Raw genomic sequence first — 18,665 nt, forward strand, 5'->3', positions numbered from 1 at the left:
GCGTGAGATGCCCTTTACGTCGGGACAGTAAGTGCAAGATCGCGGCATAAGGGGCGGGACGGGGTCAGGCCGGCGTACGGCAGGCGGCGTCGATGCGGTGGACCGGGCGGACCCGACGACCCATGCCCTCCAACAGTGAATCCTCGACGTGGAAGTCGTGAATGCGCAGTTGGTGGCGGGGCAACTCCTCCTCGCTCGGGCAGAGCACCTGGGCGCGGACCTGATCGACAGGGACGTACCGGACCCCACCCCGTTCCTGGAGAATCACCATGTTGACGTCGTCGGTGGTGACCACGTGCCCGCGGACGTCCTCGGTGGGCCCACTCTCCGGGCCCACGGTGGTGACGGTCAGCGGCAGCACCGGTGTGCTGATCACCGGCACCGCTGCCCAGACCAGGGTGGCGAGCACCGCCACCTCGGTCACCGACGCCAGCGGCCGGATCACCATGCCCGGCAGCGGCCCCGCGATGAACAGGGCCAGCAGCGGAGGCACCACGATGAGCGCGATCACCAGCAACTCGCCACCCTGCTGCACCGCCGCACGCAGAGTCGGCAGCATCAGCCAGCCGTACCCGGCGAGCAGCGCGCCGATCAGCAGCAGCCGAGGCACTACCCGTTCGTGCAGCCGCCCGGGGCGCAGCTGGAACGCGGCCACGAACGCCGGCAACAGCAGCGGAAGGTAGAGCAACGGCCAGGTGATCAGGGCGAGCAGGAAGCTGGCCAGCACCACCCAGGCCGGCGTGATGTCGGCCCAGCGGGCGAAGAGCGGGCGACGCCGGGCGCCCGGCGGGAGTCGGTCCGCGCTGACGGCCAGCACCGCGCCGAGCGCGAACACCGCGACCAGGCCGGTGGAGAGCAGCCGGGCCGCCGTGGTCAGGAAGCCGGCGAGCAGGTTGACCGGCCCGACGTTGGCCACCAGCAGCAGCGTGGTCTGAAGCTCGCCGCCGGCCTCCACGCCGAGGCGGAGCACCGAGAAGATCGCGGGTACGCCCACCACGGCGGTCCAGAACGACTGGCTGGCTCGGGCTCGCCGCTCCGCAGGATCCCAGCGGACCCGCCCGGGCTGCACCTCGGCGACGACCGGTTCGGCTGGTTCGGCGACCGGCACGGCGGCCGGCCAGGCGACCTCACCGTCCGGTCCGGCCGGTGGAGGGTCGACGACCGGTCTTGCGGTGACCGTACCGTCGACTCTCGGCGCCTCGGCAGCGCCGCCGGGCACGGAGCTGCGGGGCGGCGGCACCGGCCCGTCGCCGCCGGTGGCGGTCGGTGCCGCGCTCACTTCGCGGGCGCCTTGTCGTCGAAGTCGACGAGCTTCGGCACCTCCAGCGGCTGCGGCTGGCGCTTCTCGGCCTTCAGCCACGGGCCGAGGGTTCGGTTGTACGCGGTCTGCCAGGGGCTGGCATCCCCGTCGCGACCCTGCTCGTAGCTCTTCTGCAAGAAGTACGCGACCAGGTCGCGCAGCGCGGGATCACCGATCGGCACGCCGATGCCCAGCAACTCGCTGGTGCCGAACGGCATGTCGACGATCTCGAACTCCTTGGGGAAGCTGGCCAGGAAACCGGCGAGGATCGACTCGTCGGAGCTGACCGCGTCGTAGCGGCCCTTCCGGATGCCGTCGACGCAGTCGCCGACGTCCTTGACCACGAACGTCTTGACCTGGTGCTTCTCCAACTCGGCCTCGGTGGTGGAGCCGCCGCTGGTGCAGACCTTGTAGGCCGGGTCGCGCAGGTCCTCAATGGTGCGGATCTTGTCCTTGAGTCGGACCGGCACCATCACCTCCTGCGTGGTGACGAAGTACGGCCCGGCGAAGCTGACCAGCTTCTTACGGTCCTCGGTCATGGAGAAGCTGGACACCACCAGGTCGACGGTGCCGCCCTGGAGTGACGGGATGCGGTCCTCGGTGGCGACCGACACGAACTCCAGCCGCTGCTCACCCTCGTAGCCGAGGGAGGCCGCGATGTACCGGGCGATCTCGACGTCGAACCCGACGTGCTGGCCGTTTCGCAACTCACCCATGAGCGGCTCGTTCGTGGCGACACCGATGCGCAGCTTCGACTGGCCGTAGATGTGGGTCTCGCGCATCTTCTCCTGCACCGACAACAACTCCGGTTCCTTGCGGCTGTCGCAACCGGCGGCAGCGGCCAGGGTGAGAGTCAGGGCGACCGCCAGCGTCGACGCGATCGAGCGGAGCCGGGATTGCGAACTGCCTGAGCTCATGGGCGACCTCGCTGCCGGAAGAGCCTGCGGGACACTGAGAGTAGCGGTTCTTGTCCAGTCCGTGTGGGTGCCGTGGGCCATGTCGGCCGGGTCGGCCGGGATCGACGCCGATCGGCACGACAGTCGGCTCTGCGGTTGACAGCCGGCCTCGTCACGACATGCTGGACGGGTGAGCCGATTGCCCAGACCCGATGCGCGCACAGTGGCGGTGCTCGCGGCGCTCGGAGCCCTTGCGCCGCTGGTCATGCTGGTCGTGTGGCGCCGGCAGGATCTGCTCGGCGTGGTTCTCGCGCTGCTCTGCGTGCTGATGACCATGGTCGCCGGGGTGGCCGTCTCCGCCGCTCGTCAGGTCGACGGTCCGGAGCCGGTGGACCGGTCGGCAGCCGTCGGGCCGCCCGAGCTGATGCCGTACGGCATCGACGCGGACACCCTCGACGCGTTGGACAGTCGGGACGCGTTGCGTGCGGTGCGTGACCGCCGACGCGGGTCGAACGGCCTCAGCGGCCGGTGAGCGTGGGCGCGGTGAGCGCGTCCACGCCGCGCCCCGCCAGACACCGGTAGGTCCGGTCGATGCTGCCGTCGACCGGCGGTAGCACCTCCAGGTGCCAGCCGGTCACCTCGGCGATCCCGGTGGTCAGTCGGAACGTGGTGACGCTGCACACCTGCCGCACCGGTTCAGCGGCGGCCACCTCGTCGTAGGTGGCGCCGACCAGCGACACCGGCAGGATGCCCTCGGCGTACGTCTCCCAGGTGTGTCGGCCGGCGCAGGACAGCCGGGCCGCCTCGGCGCGGCTGCCGCGGATCCGCATCGGGCCGAAGCACTCCAGCTCGGGCAGGCACCGGGCGCCCTCGGGCAGGGCGGTGGGCCCACCGGTGCCGGTCGCGCAGCCGGGCAACGGCCCGGTCGCCGGCGCGGCGATCTGGGTGGCGGACGGGTATGGGGTGGGTGGTGGCGCCCGATCCGCGACCCAGGCCCCGGCGGTCGCGGAGGCGGCCAGGGCGAGCACCCCGATGCCGCCGAAGAGCCACCGCCGCCAACGCCGGCCGGTGGAGAGGGTCGGCTGGGTGTCCTCAACGGGTGGGCGGGGCACCGGCTGGCTGGCCGCGTACGGGCCGGACAGCGTCGCGCCCCCGCTGATCGGAGCGCCGCTGACCGGTGCCGACGGCGAGCCGAGCGGCAGGTTGCTGAGCAGGTCGTGCAACTCCAGGGCGGAGGGGCGCTCGCCCGGGTCGTTGGCCATGCCCGCGCGCAGCACGTCGATCAGCTCGTCCGGCACGCCCGGCAGGGCGGGGAGCGGCTGGTTGAACATCTCCAGCACGGTGACCAGGCTCGGGTTGCGCTCGGACTGCCAGCGCGGCGGTCGGCCGTGCATCACCGCGTAGAGGGTGGCGCAGAGCGCGTACACGTCGACGGCCGGCGATGGCGGGCTGTGGCTGAACATCTCCGGCGGCGCGTACGCCGGGGTGAGCACCTCGAGGGTGACCGAGGCGTCCCGGTGCTCGGCGAGGACGGCGAGCCCGAAGTCGGCGAGCACCGCCGAGTTGAAGCCCGAGTAGAGGATGTTGGCCGGTTTCACGTCCCGGTGCAGCACCCCGGCGGCGTGCGAGTGGGCCAGCGCGTCCGCGATCTTGATGCCCAGGTCGCGGGCCTCCACCGGGCCCAGCGGCGAGGTGCGCATCCGTTCGGCGTACGAGCCGTCGCAGAGTTCCATGATCAGGTAGGGGTGCTGATCGATGGTGACCCCCACGTCGAAGAGGTCCACCACGTGCGGGTGTGACGACATCCGCCCGGCGGCCCGCGCCTCGCGCAGGAAGCGGGCCTGGTCGCGCTCGCTGTCCAGCGTCCGGTTCTCGACCTTGACGGCGACCTCGCGGTCCACGGAGATCTGGGTGGCTTGGTAGACGGTCGCGTACCCGCCCCGGGCAAAGACCCGCAAATCAGTCAGGCCGGGCACGATCGGCACGCGCACGCCGCCGGTCGGGGAGTCGGTCACCGCTCGAAAATACCCAACCCGACCGATGGCTCAGCGCGCCGCGTCCGCCGGAGCCGCACCGGTGGGACCGGTACCCTCCTCGGCGACCGCGGTCGTCCCGGCACCCTCGGACGTTCCGGACCCGCCGGCCGGGATGCCCCGTCGGGCATCCAGACGCAGACCGATGGCGGTGGCGACCGCGCCCAGCCCCTCCCACGCCGCCACCCCGAAGAACCGGTCGGGAGCGATGTCGGCCAGCACCGCGATAGTGAACACGGTGAACGTGACCAGCCGGAAGACCACTGTGAAGCGGAAGAACACCCGCCACTCGGTCACCGTGGCGAGCAGGTAGTAGACGCCCATGTTGAACGCCGCCATCGACGACGCCAGCAGGAACGTCCCGGTGTGGTCACCGACGGCCCGCGTCGCCGGCACCTCGAACCCGAGCATGCGCAGCTGTGCCTCCGGCCAGAGCAGCCCGACCGCGCCCATCACCAGCGCCAGCACGCCGAAGACCGCGATGGTCCAGCCCGCGATGGATCGCGGCAGCTTCATGAAGGGCCTCCCCAGGCACGGCGACGGTCACCACTGTGGACCCGTACGCGGTGGTGACACGCTAGCCCCTCACCCCGGGCACCACATCCCCAGAACCGGCAGAACCTGCACCCTCCCCGGGACGGTTCAGACCACTGCGGCCAGGCGGGCGTGGAGGGCGTCCGCCGCGGCCCGCTCGCTGCGCTGCTCGGTCGCGTACGCCAGGCGGACCGCCTCCTGCGCACAGGACAGCGCCTCCGCCGGGCGTCCGCAGGCGGCCAACGCCTCGGCCAGCACACTCGCCGCGATCACCTGGCTGCGCACGTCCTCGGCGGGTGCGCCGACCGCTCGGCGGGCCCAGTCCAACGCCTGCTCCCGCTGACCGTGCGCGAGCAGCGCCGCAGCGTACTGGGCCATCGTCTGGCGGCGGGAGAAGAGCAGCGAGGGTGCGTTGGCGGCGGCAGTGGCCACCGGAGCGAGCAGTCCCACAGCGGTCGCCGAGTCGCCGGCGGCGAGCCGGGCCGTCGCCAGCAGCACCCGGGGCGCCACCTGCGCCGGGGCCTGCGGGTTGTGCGGCTCCACGGCGGTCAGCACCGCCCGGGCCACCTGCTCGGCCGTCTCGCAGTCGCCCATGTCCAACGCGACGAAGCCCCGCAGCGTCCCGGCCATCCCGGTGAGCAGCGGGTGCGAGGTGCGCTCCGCGTACGCCAGGGCGTCGGTGAGCAGGTCGGCCGCGTGCTCCGGCTCGCCCAGCCCGCGCGCCACCACCGCCCGCACCACCAGGGCGAAACCTCGGCCCCAGTCGTCGGAGGCGGCAGCGAACTCCCGGTACGCCCGCCGGGCCTCCCGGTCCGCCTCGGCCAGATCGCCCAGCTCGGCGGTGGCGAACGCCGCCACCGCGCGCAACGTCCCCACCGCCCACGCCTCGCCGACCCGCTCACCGAACGGCAGGAACACCTGCGCCATCCGACACGCCTCGCGCAGTCGACCGGCGAGCAGCCGGGCGAACGCCGTGGTGCCGCGCAACCAGGCCCGCCCGTACGGATCCTTCAGCTCGGCGAAGAGCCGGGCCGCCCGGCCGAGCACCGCGTCGGTGCCGGCGAAGTCACCCCGGGTGGTGGTCACCCAGGCCAGGTTCTGCAGGGACCACGCCTGCCCGCGCCTGTCCTGGACGCCCAGGCTCACCTGGTACGCGGCCGCCAACCGACTGCTCGCCTGACTCAACCGCCCGGCCACGAAGTCGGCCATGCCGAGCCGGCGCATGGCCGTGGCGCGCTGGGTGGGCAGCTGACCCTCCGTGGCCACCTGCAACGCCTCCTGCCAGGCGGTCACCGCCCGGCCCTGGTCCCCGAGGGTCTCCTGGGCCTGCCCCGCCAGCAGCAGGGCGCTGACCCGGGTGGCCTCGTCCCGCGCGTTCGCGGCGATCTTCTCGGCGTACGCCAACGCGTCGGAGACCCGGCCGACCTGGAGCAACGCCCGGGCGTGCACCACCTGGTCGGCGGCCGGCACCCCGTCGCGGGCCAGTTCGGTGGCGCGCTCGGCGTACTCGACGGCCATTGCCGGCTCACCGGCGGACAGCGACCGGCGCGCGGCCCGGCCGAGCGCGGCGACGCCGAGCGGAACCACCGCCCGGGCCGGCGCGTCCGGACGCAGCTTCACCGCGTCGGCGAGCGTGGCGGCCCGCTCGACGTGCATCGCCACGAAGTCGTCCCGGGCCTCGTCGGTGAACCCGCCCACCGTGCTCGGCGTGGCATCGTCCACCGGTGCCGCCCAGCGGGCCAGCGCGGCGTGCCGCTCAGCCAACTCGGCCTTGCTCACCCCGGCGTACGCGGCCTCCCGCATGAGCGGCGTCGCGAACGAGTAGCCGGCACGCGAGCGGTGCAGCATCCGGCGTTGCAGCAACTCCTCGACCGCCCGGTCGAGTTCGACGGCGACCACCGCCGACGGCCGGCCGTCGCGACCGGCCCGCTGCTCGCGCATCGCCTCCAGCGCGCCGGTCGGCACCGTGTCACCGGTGACCGCCGCGTCGCGCAGCACCGACCGGGCGTCCGGCGGCAGCGCGTCGATCCGGGCCGCCAGCACGGCGGCGAGGTCGCGGGAGAGCAGCCGGCTGCCCAGCGAACCCGGCACCAACCGCCAACTGGCCGTCCCGCTCTGCTCCCGATCACCGGAACCGGACCGCTCCACGGCGACGCCGCGGACGGACGCGGCACCGGCACCGCGCACCGACTCGGTGGTGAGCGCACCCCGCTCGATCAGCAGGGTGACCAGTTCGGCCAGGTAGAACGGGTTGCCCTGGGCGGTGGCGAGCAACCGGTCGGCGTCGGCCTGGGGCAGCTTGCCGCCGCCGAGGTAACTCGTCAGCAGCCGGGCCGCGTCGGCGCCGCGCAGCGGCGGCAACGAGTGCACCTCGGCGTCCGCGACCCGGGTCAGCGCTCCGGCGGTACGCACCAGTTCGGGGCGGCCGAGCAGCAGCACCAGCACCGGGCCGGTGAGCCTGGACAGCGTCAACCCGAGGGCCCTGATCGTCTCTGCGGTGGCATCGTGCAGGTCGTCCACCACGATCACCAGCGGGGCCTCCGAGGCGAGCCCGCTGAGCAGGTCGGCGACCGCGTTCGGCACCACTTCGGCATCCGCGGCCGGGGTACCCGACCCGCCCCACTCGCCGCTGTCGGTGCCGCCGTGCGCCGGGAGTTCGGCATAGCCGAGCAGGGCGAGCAGCTGCTCGGTGGCGATCGGCGCGGTCTCCGCACCGGATCGGGCGAGCCGCTGCCCGAGCCGACGCAGCCGCTCCTCCACCGCCGGGCGGGTCAGTGCGGTGGACGCGTCGCTGGGCAGGCCGACAGCGGCCCGCACCAGGTCGGCGAGGGGCGCGAGCCGGCGCCGCTCGCCGAACGCGGCACAGCGCACCGAGAGCACCCGGGCCCCGGTGTGCGCCGCGTACCGGCCGGCACCGACGTCGTACCCGGCGGCGAGGCGCTCCACCTCGGCGGCGAACCGGGACTTGCCGATACCCGCCTCGGCGGTCATCAGCAGTACCCGTGGGTCGCCCTGGTCGATCACCTCGGCGAGCCGGCCGGCGACCCGACCGATCTCCGTCTCCCGGCCGACGTACGGCGCCTCGTCGCCGAGCCCCGAGCGGGTGCCCGGCGCGTCCAGCAGACCCAACAGCTCGTACGCCTCGACCGGTTCACGCTTGCCCTTGAGCCGCAGTGGGCGCAACGCCCGCCAGGAGGAGACGTGCCTGGTCGCCGCGGCGGTCCGCCCGCCGGCGTAGACGGCTCCGACCGCGGCGGCGTCGGCGAGCCGGGCCGCGGTGTTCACCGTGTCGCCGATGACCGTGTACTCGATGGCGGCCTGGATGCCCGCGATGACGTCGCCGGTGTTCAACCCGACCCGCAGCCCGAGCGGCGCGCCGCCGCCCCGCTCGTCGTCGAGCACCCGCCGGACGGCCCGCTGCATGGACAGGGCGGCCCGCACGGCGCGTTCGGCGTCGTCCTCGTGCGCCACCGGGGCGCCGAAGACCGCCATGATGCCGTCACCGGTCAGCTTGTCGACGTGCCCGCCGAAGGTCTTCACCGCACCGGCGAGGGCGGCGAGCACCCGGTCGGTGACCGCGCCGACGCGTTCCGGGTCGAGGTCCTCCGACCAGGAGGTGAACTCGGAGAGGTCGCCGAAGAGCACGGTGACCACCCGACGCTCGGCCGCCGGCAACGTGGCGGCGGCCGGCAGCGCGGCACCGCAGTTGTGGCAGAACCGCGCACCGGGAACGGCAACGGTTCCACACACGGGGCAGGTCACATGTGCTCCAACCCACTGACCCCGGGCGGGGATTCCCCGGTGTCGACGCCCAGATACTCCAGCTGGGCACGGACCGACCATTCGGCCGCCCACCAGAGCGAGCGGTCCACGTCCGCGTAGACCGCTGCCACCACGTCGGCGGGAGTGTGGGCACCGGCGGCGACCGCCGCCCGGACCTGGTCGAGCCGGGCCCGACGGTGGGCGAGGTAGAAATCGGCGGCGGCGGCGCAGTCGGCCAGCGCCGGGCCGTGTCCGGGCAACGCCGGAATCCCCCGGTACGCGGACAGCAGCTCCAGGCTGGTCAGGTAGTCACCGAGGTGCCCATCCGGGTGGGCGACCACGGTGGTGCCCCGGCCGAGGATGGTGTCGCCGGTGAGCACCACCCGCTCGTCGTCGTGCTCGACCAGGAAGCAGACCGAGTCGGCGGTGTGCCCCGGCGTCGGCAGCGGACGGATGCGCAGACCGAAGTCACCGAAGCTCTCGCCCGGCCCGGTCAGCGGTTCCACGCCGATGGTGTGCGCCGGGTCGACGGCGAGGACGGGCACCGCGCCGAGCAGCTCGCTCAGCCGGGCGGCGCCCTCGGTGTGGTCGGGATGGCCGTGGGTGATCAGGATCAGCCCGACCGGACCGTGCTCGACGATCCGGGTCAGGTGCCCCTCGTCGGCCGGCCCCGGGTCGACCACCGTGGCGTACTCGGCGGCCGGGGCGCGCAGCACCCAGGTGTTGGTGCCGTCGAGGGTCATCGGCCCCGGGTTGGGGGCACGCAGCAGCGAAACCCAGCGGGGCAACTCGTCGGCAAGCGCCGCCACCGCCCCCGTCACGTGCCCGCTCATGGCTGCGATCGTACGACCCCGCCCGCCACACCCCACGATCTTGCACTGGCGGCCCCTGATTCATCCCCGTTCAGGGCTTTCGTCCGAGCAGAAAGTGCAAGATCGCGGGGCGATGGGGACGCGTCAGGCGACCTCGACGATCAGTTCGATCTCCACCGGGGCGTCGAGGGGCAGCTCGGCCACACCTACCGCACTACGCGCGTGGCGGCCGGCCTCCCCGAAGACGGTGCCGAGGAGGTCGGAGGCACCGTTGATCACGGCGGGCTGACCGGTGAAGCCGGGCGCGGAGGCCACGAACCCGGTCACCTTCACCACCTTGACCACGTTTTCCAGGCCGACCAGCGAGTCGACAGCGGCCAGCGCGTTGAGCGCACACCGCTGGGCCAGATCCTTCGCCTGCTCGGCGGAGATCCCGGCGCCGACCTTGCCGGTCCCGAGCAGCTTGCCCTCGGCCATCGGCAACTGGCCGGAAACGTACACGTGCTGCCCGGACTGCACGGCCGGGACGTAGCTGGCCACCGGCGGCACGACCTCGGGCAGTTCGAGGCCGAGCTCGGCGAGCTTCGCGTGCGGACCGTTGCTCACGCCTTCGGCCGCTTCAGGTAGGCGACCAGCTGGTCCGGGTTCGGGCCGGGGACCACGGCGACGAGCTCCCACCCGTCCTCGCCCCAGTTGTCGAGGATCTGCTTGGTCGCGTGGACCAGCAGCGGGACCGTGGAGTATTCCCACTTCTGCATCGCTGAAGGGCTCCCTCTCGGTGCGGAATTGTTCGAGGGACAGCCTACGGTCCGCTGGCGGGACGGGGTACGGGACGCTGCTCCGACGTGGCCGGCAGTTCCCCGCAGCGCCCTTCGTGCTCGTACCCCTGGGGGCAGCGGGACCGGTCCGGCAGCAGCAGGTCGCAGAAGACCCGGTGCCGGTTGTTCTGATCGTCGGCATTGGACACGGTGGTCTCGCCGGCGTCCAGCTCGGGCAGGAACCCCAGGGACACCGCGACCCGTCCGGCCAGCACCGTCGCCGCCGCCAGGTTCGGCACCCGGATCGGCAGATGGATGACGAAGCCCGGCTCGTCGTCGTCGCGGATCCGCTCGACGGGCTGGCTCGGCACGCGGGCCGCCTCCGCCTGCTCCGGCGTCCGGCGGTACGACCGTTCGTTGATCGGCTGGTTGGTGACCTGCCCGCCGGCCTCGGCCACGGTCCCCGGCCGGCGGGGCCGGTCGTTCGTCGGGAAGTGGGTACGAGGAACGTTGTCCGCGTCGCGCATGCACTGCCTCCGGTCGTACCTCTCGGACCATGCTTCCGGCCCGGCCCCATTCGTCCGTTCCGGCCCCCGCACCGGGGACGAAGGTAGGTCTGTGGCCCCAGTCCCGCCAACAGGACGCGCACAAGAGGTCACCAACAGTCACATATGCGACACACCGCAGGTCGGGGGCCCGACACCGGAACCGACCCGGGTACCGCTCACCGGATCGCTGGACCTCCCGGGCAGGCAGGGGCGACACCGAGGGGGCCATCGACCGCTACCCTTCCGGTCGGACGGTCGCGCAGCGCCCGGACGCCCGCTCGATCACGCTCGGCGCCAGGGGTGGCGGCGGGCGCCGCACCCCTGGGGGAAAGACATGACCCACCCGCCCAGCGGCGACCAGGCCGGCCCACCCGTCCACCCGCCGGCGCACCCGGATCAGCCCGGCGCGCCGGGTGTCCCCAGCCAGTCCACCCCCACCCCGCCGCCGGGGCAGCCCACTCTCCCCGCGCCCCCCGCCCGGCCGGCGCTGCCCGCCGCCCCCGCCTCGGCCGCCGCGCCGCCATCGGGCACCCCGAACCCCTCGCCGATCCCCCCGGCCCCGCCGGCCTACCCGCCCTACCCGGGCACGGCCGAGCCGAAGAAGAAGCGCGGCCTGCTGATCGCGGCCATCGCACTCGTTGTGATCATGGTGCTGTGCGTGGGCGGCGGCGTGGTGGCCTTCCTGACCCTGCGCAATGCCGAGACCGGCGAGGGTGCCAAGGAGCCGGCGGTCGCCGTCGACGAGTTCCTCACCGCGATCTACAAGGACCGCGACGCGACAAAGGCCGCCAGTCGCGTCTGCGCCGCGGCCCGCGACGACGACAAGATCGCCGCGAAGGTCGCCGAGGTGGACAAGTACGCCTCCGCGTACCAGAACCCGCGCTTCCGGTGGACCACCCCGAAGGTGGACAACCAGACCGGGGAACGGGCCACCGTCTCCACCCGGCTCACCATGACCACCGCCGACGAGAAGGTGGCCGACCAGGAACTGCGCTTCACTGTGGTGCAGAAGACGGGTTGGTGGGTCTGCGAGGTCGCGTGACCCCGATGCCTGGATAGGCTCGACGGGTGTGTGCAGCTGAGCGCCCGATCGACCCGGCCGGTGCCGGATGGCCTGCCCGTCTCCACGTGGTGACCGGCAAGGGCGGCACCGGTAAGACCAGCGTGGCGGCGGCGCTGGCCCTCGCGCTCGCCGCCGGGGGTCGGCGCACCCTGCTGGTCGAGGTCGAGGGGCGGCAGGGCATCGCGCAGCTGTTCGGCATCGACCCGCTGCCCTACGAGGAGCGGCACCTCGCCGACGCGCCGGACGGCGGTGAGGTGCGGGCGCTCGCGGTGGACGCCGAGGAGGCGCTGCTCGAGTACCTGGACATGTTCTACAAGCTGGGCGCGGCCGGCCGGGCACTGCGCAAGCTCGGTGCCATCGACTTCGCCACCACCATCGCGCCCGGCCTGCGCGACGTCCTGCTCACCGGCAAGGTGAAGGAGGCCACCACCCGCACCAACGGGCAGCGGCGCGCGTACGACGCCGTGGTGCTGGACGCCCCGCCGACCGGGCGGATCGGCCGGTTCCTCAACGTGACGGCGGAGACCGCCCGGCTGGCCAAGGTGGGCCCGATCAAGACCCAGAGCGAGGGGGTGGCCGCGTTGCTGCGGTCCCCGATGACCGCTGTGCACGTGGTCACGCTGCTGGAGGAGATGCCGATCCAGGAGACCGTCGACGCGATCGCCGACCTGACCGCGCTCGGCTTCGGCGTCGGGAAGGTGCTCGTCAACGGCGTCCGACCCCCGCTGCCCGCCGGGCAGGCGGTCACCGCTGCGGAGTTGCGGCGCGGACTGGTCGCCGCCGGGCTCCCGGCCGATCGGGACATCGTGGCCGGGCTGCACGACGAGGCACGTGACCAGGTCATCCGGCGCGAACTGGAGGATTCGCTCCGCGCCGACCTGGTGGAGTTGGGGCTGCCGATGATCGAGCTGCCATTGCTGCCCGACGGGGTGGACCGGGCGGGGCTGGCGACGCTGGCCCAGGCGCTCGTCCGCGCCGAATGACTCACACCTGAGCGCAGCACGGGCGCGCGGGCCCACCGGCCCGATACGCTCGATTGGTGCCTTCCGAAGACGCGGCGCCGCAGCTGGACGTCGACCAGATCCTCGCCGATCCGGGCGTGCGGATCGTCGTGTGCTGCGGTGCCGGCGGAGTGGGAAAGACGACCACGGCCGCGGCGCTGGCGCTGCGGGCCGCCGAGCACCACGGCCGACGCACCGTGGTGCTCACCATCGACCCGGCCCGCCGGCTGGCCCAGTCGCTGGGCCTGACCGAGCTGGACAACACCCCTCGCCAGGTCAAGGGGATCGACGTCGAGGGCAGCGGCGGCGAGTTGCACGCCATGATGCTGGACATGAAGCGCACCTTCGACGACGTGGTGTTGCAGCACACCGACCCGGCGAAGGCCGCGGAGATCTTCGCGAACCCGTTCTACCAGGCGATGAGCTCGACCTTCGCCGGCACTCAGGAATACATGGCGATGGAGAAGCTGGGTCAGCTGCACGCCCGGGGCGAATGGGACCTGATCGTGGTGGACACGCCACCGTCCCGTTCGGCACTTGACTTCCTGGACGCGCCGGCCCGACTCTCCCGTTTCCTCGACGGCCGGATGCTGCGACTGCTGCTGGCCCCGGCGCGAAGCGGCGGCCGGAGCATGTTCAGCCTGGTCACCGCCTCGTTCGGGATGTTCTCGAAGGTGGTGCAGAAGGTGCTCGGCGCGCAGCTGCTCACCGACCTGTCCGGCTTCGTGGCGGCGCTGGATTCGATGTTCGGCGGTTTCCGGCAGCGCGCCGAGCAGACGTACCGCATCCTGCAGGCGCGGGAGACGGCCTTTCTCCTGGTCGCGACGCCGGAGCCGGACGCGGTCCGGGAAGCCGCCTACTTCGCGGGCCGGCTGCGCGAGGAGCAGATGCCACTGGCCGGCCTGGTGCTCAACCGGGTGCACCGCCCGGCGGTCCCGGAGCTGGACGCCGAGCAGAGCCGGGTCGCCGCCGAGCGGCTGACCGAGCTGGGTGGGCACGAGGCCACCGCCGACGTGCTGCGGGCGCACGCGGCGTTGGCGCGCCAGGCGGTACGCGAGCAGCAGGTCGCCGCACGCTTCACCGAGGCGTTCCCGGCCGTGCCGGCGGTTTCGGTTACGGCGCAGCCCGCCGACGTGCACGACGTCGACGGGCTACGGACGATCGGCGCGGCGATCAGCCGGCCGTGACCGGCGTCAGTTGGCCGCGCTGACGAGAATCTTGTCCTTGCCGGCCTTGTCCTTGCTGTTCTTCTTCATCGCGGCCTCGAACATCTTGCGCCAGCTCGTCACCTGCGGGTGACGACGCAGCAGCGCCCGCCGTTCGCGTTCGGTCATGCCGCCCCACACACCGAACTCGATCCGGTTGTCCAGCGCGTCGGCCAGGCACTCGTACCGAACTGGGCAGCTCCGGCAGATCCGCTTCGCCACGTTCTGTTCGGCGCCCTGTACGAACAACGCGTCCGGGTCCCCGTTCTGACATGCCGCCAGTGACGGCCAGTCAGTGATCATGCCCATGTGTACACGTCCCCCCTTGCAGTACCTACCGACCTCGTCGATGCACGTCAGCCGGCAATTCCCCCCGATCGCCCGGCCCGCCTTCCCCAAGGCGGCGCGGACGACATGTGGCGCTGTCGCCGTCCCCATCATGCTCTGTAGTCGACCGATTACGCAACGTTGTCGACGAAATCCATCATTCCGGACACTCCCGGCTTCCCGGGCCTTCGACCGCCGGTTACCCCGCCGAGGTCAGCGATAACGCTGCGCCGCCTCACTGAATCGGAGGAGACTCACGCCAGGTCACACGCAACCAAGCACCGGGGGTCGTGCGTTTAGCACAACGAGGGCAGCGCGCGCAGGAAATGGGGAAAGAACGCCCCAGCGCCCCTCGTTCCCTACTCGCGTACCCTGTCGAGGTGACCTGGATGCGGAAACGTGACCACAATGTGCTGACCAACGCCGCATCGCTACTCGTGTGTGGCCTGCTGGCCGGCGTGGTGGTCGCCGCGGCGGCCTTCCCCGCGGTAGCGATGTCCGGCCTGGCCGCGAAGGCCGGCGCCGAGACATTCGGTGCCCTGCCCACGGAGCTGACGGTGGCCCGCGCGCCACAGATCAGCTACCTGATGGCCTCGGACGGCAAGACCCCGCTCGCGACGATGTACGACGAGAACCGGCGGGACGTGAAGCTCCCAGACATCTCGCCGGCAATGCAGAAGGCCATCATCGCGGCCGAGGACCACGACTTCTACAAGCACAACGGCGTCGACATCAACGGTGTCGCCCGCGCGTTCGTGAACAACCAGAGCGAGGGCGCCGGTCGGCAGGGCGCCTCGACGCTGACCATGCAGTACGTCCGGCTGGCCATCGCCTACTCGGCCACCCACCCGGCGGACGTCGTCGCGGCGACCGAGGACACCAGCGCCCGCAAGCTCCGCGAGATGCGGCTGGCTCTCCAGGTCGACAAGGAATTCTCCAAGGACGAGATCCTCACCCGCTACCTCAACCTCGCCTCGTTCGGCAACGGCGCGTACGGCATCTACGCCGCCAGCCAGGTCTACTTCGGCAAGCCGCCGAGCAAGCTGAAGATCGAGGAAGCGGCCCTGCTGGCCGGCATGGTCAAGGCGCCGACGACGAACGACCCGACCACCGAGGCCGGCTACCCGCTCGCACTGGAGCGGCGTAACTACGTCATCCAGAACATGGTCGACATCAAGGCCATCACCCAGCAGGAGGCGGACGCCGCCAAGGCGACCAAGCTGGTCGTGAAGGACAAGCGCACCCCGAACGGCTGCGTCGCCGCCAACGTCAACGAGTGGGGCTTCTTCTGCGACTACTTCTACCGCTGGTGGATGGATCAGGAGACGTTCGGCTCGACCACGTACGACCGGGAGCGTCGGCTCAAGAGCGGCGGCTACACCGTCGTGACCTCGCTCGACGTCCAGGCGCAGCGCGGTGCGGACAAGGCCGTCCGTAAGGCCAAGAGCGTGAACAGCAAGGAAGCGGCAATGGTCGCGGTGGTCGAGCCGGGCAGCGGCCGGGTGCGGGCCCTCGCGGTCAACCGGCAGTTCAAGCTCGACGACCCGAAGAACCCGAAGAACAAGCTCTCCAGCGACCCGGCCAAAAGCAGGAAGGGCATCCGGGGCAACTACCCGGCGACAGTGAACCCGCTGCTCACCGGCGGCAACGGCATCACCGGTTACCAGGCCGGCTCGACCTTCAAGATCTTCAGCATCCTGGCCGCGCTGGAGAAGGGCATTCCGCTCAGCTACACGATCAACGCGCCCCAGCAGTTCAAGTCGGAATACATCATCGACAGCAGCAGCCCGGCTGCCTGCAAGGGCACCCACTTCTACTGCCCGACCAACTCCGGCCTGAAGGCCGGCGGCGTGCAGAACATGTGGAGCGCCTTCAGCGCGTCGATCAACACGTACTTCGTCCCGCTGCAACAGCAGGTCGGCGCGGAGAACGTGGTCGACGCCGCCCGGCGGGCCGGCATCCAGTTCCGGGCGAGCAACGACGCCAAGTTCGCCGCGACCAAGGATGCCGCCCACCAGTGGGGCGCGTTCACCCTCGGTGTCTCCTCCACCACGCCGCTCGACCTGGCCAACGCGTACGCCACCCTCGCGGCGGACGGGAAGTACTGCGAGCCGATCCCGGTGCAGGAAATCCGCGACCCGGAGGGCAACAAGCTGGACATCGCCAACCCGCGCTGCGAGAAGCGGTTCAGCACCGAGGTGGCCCGGGCCGCCGTGGACGCCGCCCGCTGCCCGGTCGGTGACAACTCCAGCACCAGCAAGTGCGGTGGCAGCCGTACGGCCCGCGTGGTGAAGGGCATCGTCGACGCGCCAGTGGCCGGCAAGTCCGGCACCACCGACTCGGAGAAGACGGCCGCCCTGGTCGCCATGACCAAGCAGTACTCGGTGGCCGGCATCATGGCCGACCCGGACTGGCCGCAGACGAACGTCAAGATGAAGCACGCCGAGAAGGACGGCATCAACCCACCGGTGTACGAGACCCTGCGCGATGCCATGAAGGGCAAGGACCGGGTCCAGTTCACACCACCCGGCCAGAAGATCTCCGAGGGTGACCAGCGCAGCATCCCCGACGTGAAGTGCGTGTCGGTGGAGCAGGCGAAGTCCCGACTCAAGGGCGCCGGCTTCGAGCCGGTCGTCTCCAGTGCGAAGGTGCCGTCCTCCTGCAAGGCGGGCGACGCGGCCGGCACCAGCCCGGACGGACGCACGATCAAGGGTGGTGTGGTCACCATCCAGGTCAGCAGCGGCGGCGGCACGCCGGGCAACACCGACGGCACTCCGGGCAACCCGCCCGGCAACCAGCCAGGTAGACCCGGCAACGGCCGCCCCAACGGCTGAGCCGACGGGTAGGACACGACGGGCGGGCACCCTCCTCGGGTGCCCGCCCGTTTCGTCTGCCCGGACCAGCTGGCGGCTACGACCACAGTCGTGCCGCGCCACCGACCCGGTGAGTCAGAGACCGAGCTGTCGGCGTACCTCGGCGGCCACCCGGCCACCCTCGGCCTGGCCCGCCACAGCGGCCTGGGCCGCCTTCATCGCCGGGCCCATCTGGGCCTTGCCGGTGAAGCCGCCCGCGGCGAGCGCCCCCGACACCAGCTCGGTCAACTCGGCGTCCGAGAGCTGCTTGGGCAGGTAGCGGTCCAACACCTCGCCCTCGGCGCTCTCCTTCGCGGCCTGCTCGGCGCGCCCGGCGTCGGCGAAGGCGGTGGCCGCCTCCCGACGCTTCTTGGCTTCCTTGGTCAACACCGCGAGCACCTCGTCATCGGTGAGCTCGCGCTTGGCCTTGCCGGCGACCTCGGCGGTGCCGACGGCGGCCAGGGCCATCCGCAGCGTGGAGGTGGTCAGCTCGTCGCGCGCCTTGAGCGCGGAACGCATGTCGGCGGTGAGGCGGTCCTTCAGCGTGCTCATGGACGGTCAAACTACCCTGAACGCCATGCGAAAGCGCACACTATTCCGGCTCGCCGCCGGAACCGCCACGATCGGCGCGGCCACCCTCGCGTACGCGTCGCTCATCGAGCGCAACATGTTCACACTGCGGCGGTACGACGTGCCGGTGCTCCCGACCGACGCGGAGCCGCTACGTGTGCTGCACCTGTCGGACCTGCACATGATGCCCGACCAGGCGCGCAAGCAGCGCTGGGTGGCGTCGCTGGCCGCCCTCGACCCCGACCTGGTGGTGGTGACCGGCGACAACATGGCGCACCCGGGCGCGGTGCCCGGGGTGCTGCGGGCCCTGCAACCGCTGCTGGACTACCCGGGCGCGTTCGTGTTCGGCTCCAACGACTACACCGGGCCGGTGTTGAAGAACCCCTTCAGCTACTTCCTGCCCGACCGGGAGTACACCGAGGGCGTGGAGCTTCCCTACGAGGAGCTGCGTCAGGTCTTCACCGGCGCCGGCTGGGCGGACCTGAACAACGCGCGGACGAGCCTCAAGGCCGGCGGCCGGGAGCTGGACCTCGTCGGCGTCGACGACCCCCACATCGACCGGGACGACTACCCGTCCGTGTCGGGCCGGGTGGCGTCCTCCGCCGACCTGTCCATCGCCGTGACGCACTCCCCCGAGCCACGGGTGCTCGACCAGATGGCGGCGGACGGCTTCGGCCTGCTGTTGGCCGGGCACACCCACGGCGGGCAGGTCTGCGTACCGGGCTTCGGGGCCCTGGTGACCAACTGCGGCCTGCCGCGCTCGATGGCGCAGGGGCTGCACCGGTGGCCCGGCTCGGACTCCTGGCTGCACGTCTCCGCCGGTCTCGGCACCCACCCGACCGCCCCGGTCCGCTTCGCCTGCCCCCCGGAGGCCAGCATCCTCACCCTCATCCCCCGCTGACCCCTCTCGCGCCACCCGTCGCGGCGAGACCAGGCAGCTGTCGTTGATCGACTCGGGTTCCTGAAAGTTGGGGTGTCCTGGTCACGTCGACAGCCCGACTTCC

At 71.9% G+C, this 18,665-nt stretch carries 17 protein-coding genes; 6 read left to right on the forward strand and 11 right to left on the reverse strand.

Going from position 1 to position 18,665, the window contains the following annotated elements:
- Positions 1-64 precede the first annotated feature (64 nt).
- Entirely contained in the window at positions 65-1,279 is a 1,215-nt protein-coding gene (locus KBX26_RS05920) for a hypothetical protein (protein WP_210864889.1), read from the reverse strand.
- A complete protein-coding gene (locus KBX26_RS05925) occupies positions 1,276-2,217 on the reverse strand; it encodes a transporter substrate-binding domain-containing protein (RefSeq protein WP_210864890.1) in 942 nt (313 codons plus the stop codon). The genes KBX26_RS05920 and KBX26_RS05925 overlap by 4 nt, the downstream gene beginning before the upstream one ends.
- A 178-nt stretch (positions 2,218-2,395) precedes the next feature.
- Between KBX26_RS05925 and KBX26_RS05930 the strand changes: the two genes are divergently transcribed.
- Positions 2,396-2,728 (forward strand): hypothetical protein, encoded by a 333-nt coding sequence (locus tag KBX26_RS05930; protein ID WP_210864891.1) that lies wholly within the window; start codon positions 2,396-2,398, stop codon positions 2,726-2,728.
- On the opposite strand, the gene KBX26_RS05935 is transcribed toward KBX26_RS05930, so the two are convergent.
- From KBX26_RS05935 to KBX26_RS05965, 7 genes are all read right to left on the reverse strand, one after another.
- On the reverse strand, positions 2,715-4,211 hold the full coding sequence (locus tag KBX26_RS05935) for a serine/threonine-protein kinase (protein ID WP_030328060.1): 1,497 nt from the start codon (positions 4,209-4,211) through the stop codon (positions 2,715-2,717). The genes KBX26_RS05930 and KBX26_RS05935 overlap by 14 nt on opposite strands.
- Positions 4,212-4,241: 30 nt before the next feature.
- Entirely contained in the window at positions 4,242-4,745 is a 504-nt protein-coding gene (locus tag KBX26_RS05940; RefSeq protein ID WP_030328062.1) for a hypothetical protein, read from the reverse strand.
- Positions 4,746-4,871: 126 nt separating this feature from the next.
- On the reverse strand, positions 4,872-8,525 hold the full coding sequence (locus tag KBX26_RS05945; protein WP_210864892.1) for an adenylate/guanylate cyclase domain-containing protein: 3,654 nt from the start codon (positions 8,523-8,525) through the stop codon (positions 4,872-4,874).
- The gene (locus tag KBX26_RS05950) at positions 8,522-9,358 is read right to left on the reverse strand and encodes an MBL fold metallo-hydrolase (RefSeq protein WP_030328066.1); all 837 of its coding nucleotides are present in this window, start codon (positions 9,356-9,358) and stop codon (positions 8,522-8,524) included. The genes KBX26_RS05945 and KBX26_RS05950 overlap by 4 nt, the downstream gene beginning before the upstream one ends.
- Positions 9,359-9,481: 123 nt before the next feature.
- On the reverse strand, positions 9,482-9,943 hold the full coding sequence (locus KBX26_RS05955; protein ID WP_210857580.1) for a RidA family protein: 462 nt from the start codon (positions 9,941-9,943) through the stop codon (positions 9,482-9,484).
- Positions 9,940-10,095, reverse strand: coding sequence for a DUF4177 domain-containing protein (locus KBX26_RS05960; protein ID WP_007466198.1), 156 nt, complete (start codon positions 10,093-10,095; stop codon positions 9,940-9,942). The genes KBX26_RS05955 and KBX26_RS05960 overlap by 4 nt, the downstream gene beginning before the upstream one ends.
- 44 nt (positions 10,096-10,139) lie before the next feature.
- The gene (locus KBX26_RS05965) at positions 10,140-10,622 is read right to left on the reverse strand and encodes a hypothetical protein (protein WP_030328070.1); all 483 of its coding nucleotides are present in this window, start codon (positions 10,620-10,622) and stop codon (positions 10,140-10,142) included.
- A 355-nt stretch (positions 10,623-10,977) separates the two neighbouring features.
- Between KBX26_RS05965 and KBX26_RS05970 the strand changes: the two genes are divergently transcribed.
- Genes KBX26_RS05970 through KBX26_RS05980 form a run of 3 tightly spaced genes read left to right on the forward strand, consistent with a single transcriptional unit; the run spans position 10,978 to position 13,894 of the window.
- Positions 10,978-11,685: a hypothetical protein gene (locus tag KBX26_RS05970; protein ID WP_307857752.1), complete on the forward strand. Its 708-nt coding sequence runs from the start codon at positions 10,978-10,980 to the stop codon at positions 11,683-11,685.
- Between the two features lie 26 nt (positions 11,686-11,711).
- Positions 11,712-12,689 (forward strand): ArsA-related P-loop ATPase, encoded by a 978-nt coding sequence (locus KBX26_RS05975; RefSeq protein ID WP_210864893.1) that lies wholly within the window; start codon positions 11,712-11,714, stop codon positions 12,687-12,689.
- A 53-nt stretch (positions 12,690-12,742) separates the two neighbouring features.
- Positions 12,743-13,894 (forward strand): ArsA-related P-loop ATPase, encoded by a 1,152-nt coding sequence (locus KBX26_RS05980; protein ID WP_030328076.1) that lies wholly within the window; start codon positions 12,743-12,745, stop codon positions 13,892-13,894.
- A 6-nt stretch (positions 13,895-13,900) separates the two neighbouring features.
- On the opposite strand, the gene KBX26_RS05985 is transcribed toward KBX26_RS05980, so the two are convergent.
- Entirely contained in the window at positions 13,901-14,221 is a 321-nt protein-coding gene (locus KBX26_RS05985; RefSeq protein WP_030328078.1) for a WhiB family transcriptional regulator, read from the reverse strand.
- A gap of 407 nt (positions 14,222-14,628) precedes the next feature.
- Here KBX26_RS05985 and KBX26_RS05990 point away from each other — a divergent pair, with 407 nt between their 5' ends.
- Positions 14,629-17,073, forward strand: a complete 2,445-nt coding sequence (locus tag KBX26_RS05990; protein ID WP_036410680.1) for a transglycosylase domain-containing protein — start codon at positions 14,629-14,631, stop codon at positions 17,071-17,073.
- Positions 17,074-17,187: 114 nt separating this feature from the next.
- On the opposite strand, the gene KBX26_RS05995 is transcribed toward KBX26_RS05990, so the two are convergent.
- Positions 17,188-17,643 carry a GatB/YqeY domain-containing protein gene (locus tag KBX26_RS05995; protein WP_030328082.1) on the reverse strand — a complete coding sequence of 152 codons (456 nt, stop codon included), beginning with the start codon at positions 17,641-17,643 and terminating at the stop codon, positions 17,188-17,190.
- Positions 17,644-17,668: 25 nt separating this feature from the next.
- On the opposite strand from KBX26_RS05995, the gene KBX26_RS06000 reads away from it, so the two are divergent.
- Complete coding sequence (locus KBX26_RS06000) at positions 17,669-18,562, forward strand: metallophosphoesterase (protein WP_210864894.1); 894 nt, start codon at positions 17,669-17,671, stop codon at positions 18,560-18,562.
- The last annotated feature ends 103 nt before the right edge of the window (positions 18,563-18,665 follow it).

The organism is Micromonospora sp. C97 (assembly GCF_018070385.1).
GTDB lineage: Bacteria > Actinomycetota > Actinomycetes > Mycobacteriales > Micromonosporaceae > Micromonospora > Micromonospora parva.

Coding starts and splice junctions, on each gene's coding strand:
- KBX26_RS05925 (WP_210864890.1), bottom strand. CDS start 2,217: ATGAGCTCAGGCAGTTCGCAATCCCGGCTCCGCTCGATCGCGTCGACG.
- KBX26_RS05940 (WP_030328062.1), bottom strand. CDS start 4,745: ATGAAGCTGCCGCGATCCATCGCGGGCTGGACCATCGCGGTCTTCGGC.
- KBX26_RS05950 (WP_030328066.1), bottom strand. CDS start 9,358: ATGAGCGGGCACGTGACGGGGGCGGTGGCGGCGCTTGCCGACGAGTTG.
- KBX26_RS05960 (WP_007466198.1), bottom strand. CDS start 10,095: ATGCAGAAGTGGGAATACTCCACGGTCCCGCTGCTGGTCCACGCGACC.
- KBX26_RS05965 (WP_030328070.1), bottom strand. CDS start 10,622: ATGCGCGACGCGGACAACGTTCCTCGTACCCACTTCCCGACGAACGAC.
- KBX26_RS05970 (WP_307857752.1), top strand. CDS start 10,978: ATGACCCACCCGCCCAGCGGCGACCAGGCCGGCCCACCCGTCCACCCG.
- KBX26_RS05985 (WP_030328078.1), bottom strand. CDS start 14,221: ATGGGCATGATCACTGACTGGCCGTCACTGGCGGCATGTCAGAACGGG.
- KBX26_RS05990 (WP_036410680.1), top strand. CDS start 14,629: ATGCGGAAACGTGACCACAATGTGCTGACCAACGCCGCATCGCTACTC.
- KBX26_RS05995 (WP_030328082.1), bottom strand. CDS start 17,643: ATGAGCACGCTGAAGGACCGCCTCACCGCCGACATGCGTTCCGCGCTC.
- KBX26_RS06000 (WP_210864894.1), top strand. CDS start 17,669: ATGCGAAAGCGCACACTATTCCGGCTCGCCGCCGGAACCGCCACGATC.